14 protein-coding genes and 2 tRNA genes are annotated in these 12,435 nt (G+C 38.7%); 11 read left to right on the top strand and 5 right to left on the bottom strand.

Translation table 11 applies throughout. The annotated features are described in order from the left end of the window. The first annotated feature begins 205 nt into the window (after positions 1 to 205). The 5 genes from recA (at position 206) to DDU33_RS00145 (ending at position 2,907) form a co-directional block, all read left to right on the top strand. On the top strand, positions 206 to 1,327 hold the full coding sequence (recA, locus tag DDU33_RS00165) for a recombinase RecA (protein WP_108922350.1): 1,122 nt from the start codon (positions 206 to 208) through the stop codon (positions 1,325 to 1,327). A 42-nt stretch (positions 1,328 to 1,369) separates the two neighbouring features. Next, positions 1,370 to 1,870: a recombination regulator RecX gene (gene recX / locus DDU33_RS00160; protein WP_108922348.1), complete on the top strand. Its 501-nt coding sequence runs from the start codon at positions 1,370 to 1,372 to the stop codon at positions 1,868 to 1,870. Positions 1,871 to 1,875: 5 nt separating this feature from the next. Next, positions 1,876 to 2,637, top strand: a complete 762-nt coding sequence (gene dnaQ, locus DDU33_RS00155) for a DNA polymerase III subunit epsilon (RefSeq protein WP_108922346.1) — start codon at positions 1,876 to 1,878, stop codon at positions 2,635 to 2,637. Between the two features lie 107 nt (positions 2,638 to 2,744). Beyond that, positions 2,745 to 2,821: transfer RNA gene (locus DDU33_RS00150), tRNA-Asp, on the top strand. A gap of 9 nt (positions 2,822 to 2,830) precedes the next feature. Continuing rightward, a tRNA-Asp gene (locus DDU33_RS00145) sits at positions 2,831 to 2,907 on the top strand. Positions 2,908 to 2,975: 68 nt separating this feature from the next. Here the strand turns inward: DDU33_RS00145 and DDU33_RS00140 are convergent. Continuing rightward, on the bottom strand, positions 2,976 to 3,356 hold the full coding sequence (locus tag DDU33_RS00140; RefSeq protein WP_108922344.1) for a SufE family protein: 381 nt from the start codon (positions 3,354 to 3,356) through the stop codon (positions 2,976 to 2,978). Between the two features lie 119 nt (positions 3,357 to 3,475). Here DDU33_RS00140 and clpP point away from each other — a divergent pair, with 119 nt between their 5' ends. The 6 genes from clpP (at position 3,476) to leuD (ending at position 9,976) form a co-directional block, all read left to right on the top strand. Beyond that, positions 3,476 to 4,069: an ATP-dependent Clp endopeptidase proteolytic subunit ClpP gene (gene clpP / locus DDU33_RS00135; RefSeq protein WP_005818894.1), complete on the top strand. Its 594-nt coding sequence runs from the start codon at positions 3,476 to 3,478 to the stop codon at positions 4,067 to 4,069. Further along, positions 4,069 to 5,313 (top strand): ATP-dependent protease ATP-binding subunit ClpX, encoded by a 1,245-nt coding sequence (clpX, locus tag DDU33_RS00130; RefSeq protein WP_108922342.1) that lies wholly within the window; start codon positions 4,069 to 4,071, stop codon positions 5,311 to 5,313. The genes clpP and clpX overlap by 1 nt, the downstream gene beginning before the upstream one ends. A gap of 83 nt (positions 5,314 to 5,396) precedes the next feature. Next, on the top strand, positions 5,397 to 6,371 hold the full coding sequence (locus tag DDU33_RS00125) for a Fic family protein (RefSeq protein ID WP_039895590.1): 975 nt from the start codon (positions 5,397 to 5,399) through the stop codon (positions 6,369 to 6,371). 1 nt (position 6,372) lies between these two features. Next, on the top strand, positions 6,373 to 7,365 hold the full coding sequence (gene lpxK / locus DDU33_RS00120) for a tetraacyldisaccharide 4'-kinase (protein ID WP_108922340.1): 993 nt from the start codon (positions 6,373 to 6,375) through the stop codon (positions 7,363 to 7,365). Between the two features lie 585 nt (positions 7,366 to 7,950). After that, positions 7,951 to 9,360 (top strand): 3-isopropylmalate dehydratase large subunit, encoded by a 1,410-nt coding sequence (leuC, locus tag DDU33_RS00110; protein WP_108922336.1) that lies wholly within the window; start codon positions 7,951 to 7,953, stop codon positions 9,358 to 9,360. A 13-nt stretch (positions 9,361 to 9,373) separates the two neighbouring features. Next, positions 9,374 to 9,976 (top strand): 3-isopropylmalate dehydratase small subunit, encoded by a 603-nt coding sequence (gene leuD, locus DDU33_RS00105; protein WP_005818906.1) that lies wholly within the window; start codon positions 9,374 to 9,376, stop codon positions 9,974 to 9,976. Between the two features lie 66 nt (positions 9,977 to 10,042). Here the strand turns inward: leuD and DDU33_RS00100 are convergent, their stop codons facing one another. From DDU33_RS00100 to exbB, 4 genes are all read right to left on the bottom strand, one after another. Then, positions 10,043 to 10,549, bottom strand: coding sequence for a DUF2301 domain-containing membrane protein (locus tag DDU33_RS00100; RefSeq protein WP_108922334.1), 507 nt, complete (start codon positions 10,547 to 10,549; stop codon positions 10,043 to 10,045). Positions 10,550 to 10,618: 69 nt separating this feature from the next. Beyond that, complete coding sequence (locus tag DDU33_RS00095; protein WP_108922332.1) at positions 10,619 to 11,548, bottom strand: TonB family protein; 930 nt, start codon at positions 11,546 to 11,548, stop codon at positions 10,619 to 10,621. Between the two features lie 9 nt (positions 11,549 to 11,557). Further along, complete coding sequence (gene exbD, locus DDU33_RS00090) at positions 11,558 to 11,944, bottom strand: TonB system transport protein ExbD (protein WP_005818911.1); 387 nt, start codon at positions 11,942 to 11,944, stop codon at positions 11,558 to 11,560. Positions 11,945 to 11,983: 39 nt separating this feature from the next. Then, entirely contained in the window at positions 11,984 to 12,433 is a 450-nt protein-coding gene (gene exbB / locus DDU33_RS00085) for a TonB-system energizer ExbB (protein WP_108922330.1), read from the bottom strand. Positions 12,434 to 12,435 lie beyond the last annotated feature (2 nt).

The raw sequence follows: 12,435 nt of genomic DNA, 5'->3' as shown, positions 1-12,435 counted from the left end.
ATAAAAAATGCTAGGATACTAATCATTTTTAGCTTAAATTTTAATCTTTTCATCCACTATTCCGACTATTAGATCGGCAAACGATCTGATTTTCTCGCCATTTTTATGAAAAAATCTTGCAACTGTATGTCAAACCACTATACTGACATACAGTTAATTACGACAAGCGGTCGTAAAATTTCAATGATTTACGAAGGAACAAATTATGGCTTCAGATAACAAAAAAAACGCAAGTACGGTTACAAGACAGACCGATCCAGAACAACGTGAAAAGGCACTTGCCGCTGCATTAGCACAAATTGAGAAGCAGTTTGGTAAAGGCTCAATCATGAAGCTAGGGCAAACGCAAAATTTAGATATTGAAGCGGTTTCAACGGGTTCCCTTGGTTTGGATATGGCTTTGGGAATTGGCGGTTTACCAATGGGACGTATTGTTGAAATTTTTGGTCCGGAATCATCAGGTAAAACAACATTAACCCTTTCAACCATTGCTCAAGCGCAAAAAGCAGGAAAAACCTGTGCATTTATTGATGCGGAACATGCTTTAGATCCGGTATATGCCCGTAAATTAGGGGTAAATACGGATGAATTATTGATTTCTCAACCGGATAATGGTGAGCAAGCGCTTGAAATTTGTGATGCATTAGTTCGCTCTGGCGCAGTTGATGTAATTATCGTGGACTCTGTTGCCGCACTAACGCCAAAAGCTGAGATCGAAGGCGATATGGGCGATTCACATATGGGCTTACAAGCTCGTTTAATGTCTCAAGCATTACGTAAATTAACGGGTAATATCAAAAATACCAACTGTTTAGTGGTTTTCATTAACCAAATTCGTATGAAAATTGGTGTGATGTTCGGTAACCCGGAAACGACAACGGGTGGTAACGCCTTAAAATTCTACGCATCTGTTCGTTTAGATATCCGCCGTACCGGCGTTGTAAAAGATGGCGATAATATCATTGGTAGCGAAACGAAAGTGAAAGTGGTAAAAAATAAAGTTGCGCCACCATTCCGTGAGGTTCAATTTGATATTATGTATGGTGAAGGGATTGCTCGTACCAATGAATTGTTAATTTTGGCTGAAAAACAAGGCTTTATTAAGAAAGCCGGTGCTTGGTTCTCTTATGAGGGCGATAAGATTGGTCAAGGTAAAAATAATGCGATTAAATGGTTAAACGAACATCCGGAAGTTGCAAGTAAAATTGAAGCGGATCTTCGAGAGTTGTTTATGAAAAATCCAAATACAACATTAGAACTTGATGATAAAAATGTTGATGCGGAAGATGTTGATACCATTGAAGAGTTTAATGACGAAGAATTATAAAAAATAAAGAGGAAATGCGACAGAAATGTCGCATTTTTTTCAATGATAGAAAAGATAATAGAGAAAAATGCGCATAAATACAGCGCAGCAAATTATTTACTGTATTTACTCTCAAAACGAGATTACAGTGAAAAAGAAGTGCGGACGAAGTTAAAGTCAAAAGAGTATGATTCAGAAGAAATTGAATTAGCGATCGAGAAAGCAAAAGAACATAAATGGCTTAGTGATGAGCGGTTTTGTAGTGCTTTTCTTCGCTATCGTGCTCAACAAGGAATAGGCCCTCGCCGATTAAAGCAAGAATTAAAGATGAAAGGTATTGCGGACTATCTAATTACGCAAACCTTAGAAGAAGCTGAATATGAGGAAATTATTGATTTCTTTGCCTTAGCAGAACGGGTTTTTGAAAAGAAAAGACCTAAAGTTTGGGATATTAAGGCTAAACAAAAAATGTATCGATTTATGATTAGTCGTGGGTTCTATCAAGATCATTTTAGTCATTTGATGGAAATGGACTATAATGACGAAGAAGATTTTTATGAGTAAATAATATGTTAGAACAAGAAATACATCGACAAGTGGTTTTAGATACTGAAACAACAGGGATGAACTTTAATGGTGCGCCACATATTGGACATAATATTATTGAGATTGGCGCAGTGGAAGTGATTAACCGTCGTTTAACGGGAAGAACCTTTCACGTCTATATTAAACCACCTCGGGAGGTTGAAGAAGAGGCGATTAAAGTTCACGGTATTACCAATGAATTTTTACAAGATAAGCCAAGCTTTGCAGAAATAGTAGATGAATTTGTAGCCTTTATTAAAGGTGCAGAACTTGTGATTCATAATGCTCCCTTCGATGTGGGGTTTATGGATCATGAATTTTCTTTTTTAGCCAATCCACCGCCTAAAACAGCGGAAATGTGTACGGTAACAGACAGCCTTGCTTTGGCGAGAAAAATGTATCCGGGAAAACGGAATAATTTGGATGCATTATGCGATCGCTTAGGAATCGATAATAGTAAGCGTGTACTTCACGGAGCGTTACTGGATGCGGAGATTCTAGCCGATGTTTTCTTAATGATGACAGGAGGGCAGATCGCATTATTAGCCGAAGAAGAACATGATGAAAATCCACAGGTTGATTTATTAGAGGAAGGTCCAAAAATCGCTTTTGATACAAGCAATAGTGTTATTTTAAAGGCGGATGAAAGCGAACTTGAAGCACATCAACTTTTTCTTAAATTACTATATAAAAAATCTAAGAAAAATTGTATTTGGGGAAAACGTGATAATCTAGACCTAGAATAGTTCTTAAAAAGAGTACATTTTGTCTATTTTCAAGGCAATTAAATTTCTTTTATTAAAAAATGTTTGCGTGTAATGAAAGAAATCATTATTATACAAAAACCAGTTGCGGAGTGGTAGTTCAGCTGGTTAGAATACCTGCCTGTCACGCAGGGGGTCGCGGGTTCGAGTCCCGTCCATTCCGCCAATTAATTCCGGAGCGGTAGTTCAGCTGGTTAGAATACCTGCCTGTCACGCAGGGGGTCGCGGGTTCGAGTCCCGTCCGTTCCGCCAATATTTGAACATAGTATCTCCTTACGTTGTTTTATAGAAGAGCCTCAGAGAAATCTGAGGCTTTTTCTTTATCTATTGGTTACGATCTGTTGAATTTGTTGTAGCCCGTTTAAGCGAGTGCTTGTTAAATGTTGAGCGATCTTTAATTTATTGAATAGAGCCGTTAAATCAAATTGGGGTAACGATTCGTTCGGCATTTCGCTTAGAGCGGTTATGATAATAACTAAAATCCCCTGCATTAAACGAGCATCGCTATAAGCAGTCACTTTTCTTGGTTCAATTTGGAAAGAAAACCATAATCGACTTTCACAACCATGAATTTCTGGTAATTGTGCCAGTTCTTCTTCGGTTGGTTTAGGAAGTTGGCGGCTTAGTTGAATTAACAAGCGGTATCTTTCTTCCCAAGATTTACAATTTTCAAAACGTTGATAAATTTCAGCTAAATTCATTGTTCTACCTCATAAAATTTGCAAAAGATTGTAGCAATCTCACCGCTTGTTGTTAATGATTTTCTGAAAGTTTGCTAGAATAGCAAAGTTTTATGACGATTTATTAAAAGGAATAAAAAATGGCACTCATTCCAATGGTTGTTGAGCAAACTTCAAAAGGAGAACGCTCATACGACATTTACTCACGCTTATTAAAAGAACGTATTATTTTCTTAAACGGTCAAGTTGAAGACAATATGGCAAACTTGATTGTCGCACAATTATTATTTTTAGAAGCAGAAGATCCTGAAAAAGATATTTATCTTTACATCAATTCACCGGGCGGTGTTGTTACAGCAGGCTTAGCCATTTATGACACGATGAATTTTATCAAACCAGATGTCGCTACGCTTTGCACAGGGCAGGCTTGCTCAATGGGGGCATTTTTACTTTCCGGTGGGGCGAAGGGGAAACGTTTTGCGCTACCAAATGCTCGTGTAATGATCCATCAACCATTAGGTGGTGCACGTGGTCAAGCAACGGATATTCAAATTCAAGCGCAAGAAATCTTAAAATTAAAAGAGATGCTTACCCGTAAAATGGCTGAACACAGCGGACAGTCTTTTGATAAAGTGGCGGCAGATACAGAGCGTGATAACTTTATGTCGGCTGAAGAAGCGAAAGAATATGGTTTGATTGATAAGGTATTAACATCACGCGGTGAGGTGGCATAATGGCATTTGAAAAAGAACCGCATTGCAGTTTTTGCGGTAAAAAACGTTCAGAAGTCGATCAGTTAGTTGAGGGGACGGAAGGGCATATTTGTAACGAATGTATCGAAGAATCTTATGCATTATTAAATGGCGAAGAAGAGCCATTAATTGATGAAACACAAGATGAAAGCCAATTTTTCGATAACGTACCAACTCCACACGAACTACATGCCCACTTAAATGATTACGTGATTGGGCAAGAATATGCCAAAAAAGTGCTATCTGTTGCGGTATACAACCATTATAAACGTCTAAAAAGTGCATTATCTAATCACGAAGTGACCAATGGTGTTGAGTTGGGTAAAAGTAATATTTTACTTATTGGACCGACAGGAAGCGGTAAAACTTTATTGGCTGAAACATTGGCGCGCCGTTTAAATGTGCCTTTTGCTGTCGCTGATGCCACTACACTGACGCAAGCCGGTTATGTGGGCGAGGATGTAGAGAACGTTATCCAAAAACTATTGATGAAATGTGATTTTGATGCAGAGCAAGCAGAGCGAGGCATCGTTTTTATTGATGAAATCGATAAAATTACCCGCAAATCTGAAAGCGCTTCAATTACACGAGATGTATCAGGCGAGGGCGTACAACAAGCCTTATTAAAATTACTTGAAGGTACGGTTGCTAATATCAATCCTCAAGGATCGCGTAAACATCCAAAAGGCGAAACGATCCCTGTAGATACTTCAAAAATCCTCTTTATTTGTGGTGGTGCTTTTGCGGGTTTAGACAAAATTGTTGAAGCTCGTACCAATAAACAAGGCGGTATTGGCTTTGCGGCTGAATTAAAGAATGATAAAGAGCGTCAAGATTTAACGGAGCTATTTAAACAAGTTGAGCCGGAAGATTTGGTGAGATTTGGTTTAATTCCGGAATTAATTGGTCGTTTGCCGGTTGTAACACCGTTACAAGAACTTGATGAAGCAGCGTTAATTCAAATTTTAACCGAGCCGAAAAATGCGATTATCAAGCAGTATCAGGCTTTATTCCAAATGGAAGGCGTTGAACTTGAATTTACCCAAGATGCTCTCGTTGCGATTGCGAAAAAAGCCATTGTTCGTAAAACAGGCGCACGTGGATTACGCTCAATTGTAGAAGGCTTATTACTTGATACCATGTATGATCTTCCAACTTTGAATGCGAAAAAAGTAACGATAGAAAAAGCGTGCGTAGAAAGTGGCGAAAAGCCAAAGGTAGAATAGGCTTATTCATTTACTGAAGGTCGATAAAAAATAAAGGCATCTTTAAGGATGCCTTTAGGATATACCCGTTTAGGTAAAATATAGTGAATCCAAATTTTACGATTACTCATGTCATGTTAAATCAGATTGTTGAAATTTCAGCAATTGCAGGACAATTGTCGCTAGAAAAGCGAGATTTGCACTTACGTAAAGAAAATCGGATTCGTTCAATTCAATCTTCTCTAGCTATTGAAAATAATTCTCTGACTCTAGACCAAGTAACGCGTATTATTAACGGTAAGCGTGTTTTGGGCCCACCTAAAGATATTCATGAAGTGGAAAATGCTTATCAAGCCTATGAACAGGCTTTTTTATTAGATCCTTATGATTATCGGGACTTACTTAAAGCTCATCAATTATTAACTCATGGATTGATCAAAGATTCGGGGAAATTTCGCTCAAAAGATGTTGCAGTTTATCGTGGTGATCAAGTAGTCCATTTAGGTGCAAGATCGGATTTTATTCCTAAACTCGTTAAAGATCTGTTAGATTGGGCGAAAAAAAGTGAAATGCCTGCTCTGATTAAAAGTTGTGTAGTTCATTTCGAATTAGAAATTATACATCCTTTCTCTGATGGTAATGGAAGAATAGGGCGACTTTGGCAAAATCTTATTCTTAGTAAATGGGAACCTCTTTTTGAGTGGATTCCTATTGAAACAGTCATTTATCAACACCAACAGCGTTATTACGATGCGCTTAGTTACAGCAATAAAAAAAATGATTCATCTGCATTTATTGAGTTCATGTTAGAAGCGATTTTAACAACCTTAAAATCTTATTCTCTTTCCGAGATGAGCGATAAACTAAGCGATAAATTGAGCGATAAAGAACAACAGATATATCGTAAAATCCAACGTTATTTAACTCAATATACAGTGATTACCAATCAAAAGGCAGCGAGGTTACTTGAGTTAAGCCCTGCTTCAGTGAGACGTTATTTAGCAAAATTTGTTGAGTTCAATTTACTTGTTGCGGAAGGCGAAAGAAAAAAACGAATTTACTACCTTAAAGAAAAATAACATGAAAATCTGGCAAAAAAAATCCCTCATCACTTGGCTACTTGCCCCATTCTCCTTACTCTTTTGGCTGATTAGCCAAATACTAGTGGCGTTATATCACAAAAAAATTCTAAAATCTTACCGCTCGCCGGTGCCGGTATTGGTTGTTGGTAACATTTCTGTTGGTGGGAATGGTAAAACGCCGGTGGTTGTATGGTTAGTTGAGCAACTTCAGCAACGAGGTGTAAAGGTTGGCGTGGTTTCTCGTGGTTATGGCGGGAAAAATAAGCAATTTCCACAATTAGTTACCCCAGAAAGCGATCCTGAACTAATGGGAGATGAACCGGTGTTAATCGCACAACGCACTCAAGCTCCCGTTGCGATTTCGCCTAACCGCCAACAAAGCATCGAATTATTGCTGAGCCAATTTGAGTTAGATTTGATCATTACTGATGATGGTTTACAGCATTACGCCCTTGAGCGAGATATGGAATGGGTCGTTATTGATGGGGAGCGCCGTTTTGGTAACGGTTTTGTATTACCGGCTGGAGGGTTGAGAGAGTTACCGAGCCGTTTAAGCTCAGTGCAAGCGGTCATTTGTAATGGAAAATCTGCAAAAGAAGGCGAGCATTTAATGCAACTAGAACCTGAATGGGCGATCAATTTAAAAACAGGCGAGAAAAGAGCTATTACCGATTTTTATCATCAGTCGGTCATTGCACTTGCCGGCATTGGCTATCCTCCACGCTTTTTTACGATGTTGCAAGATTTAGGTATTCATTTGGAAGCAAGTCATAGTTTTGCTGATCATCAACCTTATTCACGAGAGATTATTGAGCCACTACAAAAGGGCGATTTACCATTGTTGATGACAGAAAAAGATGCGGTAAAATGCCGAACGTTTGCTCAAGAAAATTGGTGGTATGTGCCAGTTTCTGCAACCTTTTCTGAAAAATCGACCGCTTGTTTGGTTGAAATGGTTTTGGATATGCTAGAAAAACGAGCTGTTATTTAATAGAAAAAACCTTTTAATTTAAAAGTGTTTGAAAAATAAATGAAAGCGAATTGAGCTATAAAATGAGGTAATCACTAGATATATTTCTAAAGCTATCTTGTTATTTGATATTTTATGCTTTAAATCTATTTTAATTGGTACTTTTGGACTATTTGTATAGCATAAAAATCGGATTTTAGCCGAAAAATAGCATTTTACTTTCATTCGGGGAGCCGTTATAGTTTACCTCATTCAGACAAGCGGTCTGTTATTGTAAAATTTTTACCAATAATGACCGCTTTGTTGAGGGGCTGTTTATCTTTCAATAAAAGGCTGCGACGGAGCTTATTTTTTGCCCAATCAAGGCGAAAAAACTGCCGTTTAGCCATTCTAAACAAAGTTTTTTTAACGTAGAGTGGGCAAAAAAGAAGCCCGTCCCTTCGGGTTGTGCCTAAAAAAGCCCTCGCCGTCGTTGTAAAACTTGTCAATAGTCCCGCTATTAACGGCGTTTTACGCCTAGCCGATGGCTTTTTTAGGCGACAACGCAGGCTTTTTTGAAAGATAAACAGACCCTAAATCTATTTATTTTTTGAGTTGGAATTTATTATGGGAAAAACATTATACGAAAAATTGTTTGATGCTCATGTTGTTTATGAAGCAGAAGGCGAAACGCCAATTCTTTATATCAACCGTCATTTAATTCACGAAGTAACCAGTCCGCAAGCTTTTGATGGATTACGTGTCGCAGGGCGTCAGGTTCGTCAAGTGGGAAAAACATTTGGGACAATGGATCACAGTATTTCAACCCAAGTACGTGATGTGAATAAATTAGAAGGTCAAGCGAAGATCCAAGTACTTGAATTAGCGAAAAACTGCGAAGCAAGTGGTATCGAACTCTTTGATATGAAAACCAAAGAGCAAGGTATTGTTCACGTAATGGGGCCTGAACAAGGCTTGACCTTACCGGGAATGACCATTGTTTGTGGCGACTCTCATACCGCAACGCACGGCGCATTTGGTGCATTAGCTTTTGGTATTGGGACTTCTGAAGTTGAACACGTATTGGCAACGCAAACGCTAAAACAAGCACGTGCTAAAAATATGAAAATCGAAGTGCGTGGCAAAGTGAATCCGGGAATTACGGCAAAAGATATTGTGTTGGCGATTATCGGTAAAACAACAATGGCTGGCGGCACAGGGCACGTTGTTGAATTTTGTGGTGAAGCTATCCGTGATCTTTCAATGGAAGGTCGTATGACGGTATGTAATATGGCGATTGAATTAGGCGCAAAAGCTGGACTTGTCGCACCGGATGAAACCACCTTTGAATACTTAAAAGGTCGTCCAAATGCACCAAAAGGTCAAGATTGGGATGATGCGGTCGCTTACTGGAAAACGTTAAAATCAGATGATGATGCCGTATTTGATACGGTTGTCGTATTGGAAGCAAAAGATATTGCACCACAAGTCACTTGGGGAACAAACCCAGGGCAAGTTATCGGTATCGATCAATTAGTGCCAAATCCGGCGGAAATGGCGGATCCGGTAACAAAAGCTTCAGCAGAAAAAGCATTAGCTTACATCGGCTTAGACGCTAATACAGATTTAAAAGATGTACCGGTTGATCAAGTCTTTATCGGATCTTGTACTAACTCTCGTATTGAAGATTTACGTGCAGCAGCTGCGGTAATGAAAGGGCGTAAGAAAGCAGATAACGTAAAACGTGTTCTGGTTGTTCCGGGCTCAGGTTTAGTGAAAGAGCAAGCAGAGAAAGAAGGCTTAGATAAAATCTTTATTGAAGCGGGCGCAGAATGGCGTAACCCAGGCTGTTCAATGTGTTTAGGTATGAATGATGACCGTTTAGGCGAATGGGAACGTTGTGCTTCAACCTCTAATCGTAACTTTGAAGGTCGTCAAGGTCGTAATGGACGTACTCATTTAGTGAGCCCTGCAATGGCAGCCGCCGCTGCTGTGTTTGGTAAATTTGTTGATATTCGTAATGTAACATTAAATTAAGAAGGAGCAGAAAATGGCAGGTATTAAACAACATTCAGGCTTAGTGGTTCCTCTTGATGCAGCAAATGTGGACACAGATGCCATTATCCCAAAACAGTTTTTACAAGCAATTACCCGTGTAGGCTTTGGTAAACATTTATTTCATGAATGGCGTTATTTAGATGCGGAAGGCACGAAACCAAATCCGGATTTCGTATTAAACTATCCAAAATATCAAGGTGCGACTATTTTACTGGCTCGCAAAAATTTAGGCTGCGGCTCTTCTCGTGAACATGCACCTTGGGCATTAGCCGATTACGGCTTCAAAGTAATGATTGCGCCAAGCTTTGCGGATATTTTCTATAACAATAGCTTAAATAATCATATGTTACCAATTCGTTTAAGCGAAGAAGAAGTCGAAGAGATTTTCCAATGGGTTTGGGCGAATGAAGGAAAGCAAATTGATATTGATTTAGAAGCAATGACAGTAACGGTTGGCGATAAAGTATATCACTTTGAATTAGACGAGTTCCGCCGCCACTGTTTATTAAATGGCTTGGATAACATTGGTTTGACGCTGCAACACGAAGATAAGATCGCAGAATACGAGAAAAATATTCCAGCGTTTTTACGTTAATTTTATGAAAAAAGAGACTTCATTTGAAGTCTCTTTTTACTTTGCTATTTTTGTCAAATCGTATCGTTAAATTTGATATTTACTTTTATCGCCAATATCAAAATGAAGTGGCATACGCCATTTTTGAATTGTTAAAATCAGTAGTAAAAGACCACAAATGCTGCTTAGTATTTGAATAAGTATTGCTTGTTCAAACAACACAGCAAACCATAACCCCCCTACCAAGATAGGCTGGAAATTAAGCCCAAAAATCCGGAAACAAAAGTATTCTTTATAACTTAGCCCACCAATGACAAGTAACATGGCTCCAAATGCTAGGTTTGGTAAGTTGAAAATAGCACAAAGTAATCCAATCCAAGCAGCAAATTGAAAAATTAAGCGAAATTGTTTGAGATAGAGATGTAAAGATGAACCAAGCATTGTTCCAGCAACTAACAATCCTTTTTGAGCCGGTTCAGATTGGTAAGGTAAGAGAAATATCATCAATGTCGCAATAATAAAGCCTGAACGATAGATGATAACGGTAAGGTAATCCCAAAAGTCCATTGGGGATTGAATGTGTGGATCAGCCATAAAGCCCTCATAAAAATAAAGCGGTTAAATTCTTTGTAAATTTTACAAAAAAATTAACCGCTTGAGAAATTACTCTATCGCAAAGCGAACTGGAACTGTTACATTGCTTGGGAAGCCTGCCGGTGGCGCTTCTGTTTTCGTGCCTTGTGCCGCTTTAACTGCTGCCGCATCAAGGTTTGAATTTCCAGAGCTATTAATTACCTGTACATTCGTAACTTGTCCTGATGGCGAAACAGAAAACGACAGTGTTACTGTTCCGGTTTTTCTCATCATTTTTTCACGTGCAGGATATGTATTATTTGCTCTTCGCTGTAAAGCCCGTTGCAATGTGACTTTATAAGCATTGATTTCATTACCTGATGCCGTGCTTTTCGGTGCATTACCATTGTCTGAACCGGCTGAGCTACCGATATTACCTTTACCAGCTGGGCTACCTTGTGCTATACCAGGTTGTGCTTTAATCGCTTGTGGAAGATTAGGGGCTGCTTTAGCCACTATGCCTTCCTTAGCCTCAATCCCTTTTTCAAGGGCTTTAATTGGTTTAGCCGGTTTTTCCAATACGGGTTTCGGTTTTTCTATCGGCTTTGGTTTCTCGACTTTCGGTTTTTCAATGTTTTTTTCGATTTTTTTAGGTTTTTCTTTTGGCGGTTCAGGCTTTTTCTCTTTAGGTTTTTCTTTTTTCTCTTTTGGTTTTTCGGCAATAGGTTCCACTTTTAATGGTTTTTGTGGTTCTACTTTAGGTTCTTCTTTTAGTTCTTCAACTGGGGTTGGCGTTTCTTTTTCTTCTACTTCCGGTTGCACAGGCGTATCTTCTGGTGCAACAGCAACTTGAGCTTGTTGCTCCACACCGGCGAGCATTTCCATTGAAATGCTCGTCACCTCTTGTTCGATGATAGGTTCTTGAGGCAGTTGAGTCATTGCCGCCCAAACGCTCCCAACAATGGCGCCATGAATTGCAATAGAGCCAACTAAACCAATACGAGAGTTGCGTTTATTCATCTTTACGCCCTATTTGCCATTCTCTTTTCGAGTTACAATCGCTACGTTTTTGATTTGATTTGCTGCCAGTAAATCGGTTAATTCAACAAATTTATCAAAACGAACTGCGCCATCTACTTTTAATGTTACTTTTTGTTCTTTATTCCAACGGGCAATTTCAGCATTTAACTGTGATTTATCAATCGGTTGATCGTTAAAATAAAATTGATTGTCTGCGGTTAGTGTAACCAATTTCGCCAGATCATCAGCTTTTACCGCTTGAGTTGTGGTCGCTTTCGGCACATTTACTTGGATTTTTCCTTGTGAAATAAAGGAAGCTGTAACGAGCACGATAGCAAGTAGCACCAACATAATATCAATAAAAGGAATGATGTTGATCTCATCAAATTTTTTCATTTAACACCTCGTAAAATATGGCTTAAAAATTACCGCTTGTTATGCTGATTTACGAGCGTTTAACGCTTGCCATTTGAGTTTGTTTTCATCCACTTTTCGATTAAAACCGCTATAAAACATCATTGCCGGAATAGCTACTAAGATACCTGCTGCTGTTGCTTTTAAGGCTAATGAAAGATGAACCATGATTGATGCCGCATCAATATCGCCACCAGAATGACCTAATTCATAGAATGTTAATAAAATACCAATAACAGTACCTAATAAGCCGATATAAGGGGCATTTGCGCCAATGGTTGAAATCGTTGTGAGATTGCGAGTAAGGTCAATTTCTAACTCTTCTTGTGTGTCATATTGTTGTACATTCACTTGCTTGTAGAACATAAGGCGTTCAATGATTTTCCAAACCAGCACAATGCTCATAAATGCTAATAATCCTAAAATAATGTAGTCGATATAATTTTGTAAAAATTGAAAAAGCTGTTCCATAA

The organism is Actinobacillus porcitonsillarum, from assembly GCF_003101015.1.
Taxonomy (GTDB): Bacteria; Pseudomonadota; Gammaproteobacteria; order Enterobacterales; family Pasteurellaceae; genus Haemophilus_A; species Haemophilus_A porcitonsillarum.
This window is presented reverse-complemented; position numbering and strand designations above follow the sequence as displayed.

Coding starts and splice junctions, on each gene's coding strand:
- recA (WP_108922350.1), top strand. CDS start 206: ATGGCTTCAGATAACAAAAAAAACGCAAGTACGGTTACAAGACAGACC.
- recX (WP_108922348.1), top strand. CDS start 1,370: ATGATAGAAAAGATAATAGAGAAAAATGCGCATAAATACAGCGCAGCA.
- dnaQ (WP_108922346.1), top strand. CDS start 1,876: ATGTTAGAACAAGAAATACATCGACAAGTGGTTTTAGATACTGAAACA.
- DDU33_RS00140 (WP_108922344.1), bottom strand. CDS start 3,356: ATGAATTTAGCTGAAATTTATCAACGTTTTGAAAATTGTAAATCTTGG.
- clpP (WP_005818894.1), top strand. CDS start 3,476: ATGGCACTCATTCCAATGGTTGTTGAGCAAACTTCAAAAGGAGAACGC.
- clpX (WP_108922342.1), top strand. CDS start 4,069: ATGGCATTTGAAAAAGAACCGCATTGCAGTTTTTGCGGTAAAAAACGT.
- lpxK (WP_108922340.1), top strand. CDS start 6,373: ATGAAAATCTGGCAAAAAAAATCCCTCATCACTTGGCTACTTGCCCCA.
- leuC (WP_108922336.1), top strand. CDS start 7,951: ATGGGAAAAACATTATACGAAAAATTGTTTGATGCTCATGTTGTTTAT.
- leuD (WP_005818906.1), top strand. CDS start 9,374: ATGGCAGGTATTAAACAACATTCAGGCTTAGTGGTTCCTCTTGATGCA.
- DDU33_RS00100 (WP_108922334.1), bottom strand. CDS start 10,549: ATGGCTGATCCACACATTCAATCCCCAATGGACTTTTGGGATTACCTT.
- DDU33_RS00095 (WP_108922332.1), bottom strand. CDS start 11,548: ATGAATAAACGCAACTCTCGTATTGGTTTAGTTGGCTCTATTGCAATT.
- exbD (WP_005818911.1), bottom strand. CDS start 11,944: ATGAAAAAATTTGATGAGATCAACATCATTCCTTTTATTGATATTATG.
- exbB (WP_108922330.1), bottom strand. CDS start 12,433: ATGGAACAGCTTTTTCAATTTTTACAAAATTATATCGACTACATTATT.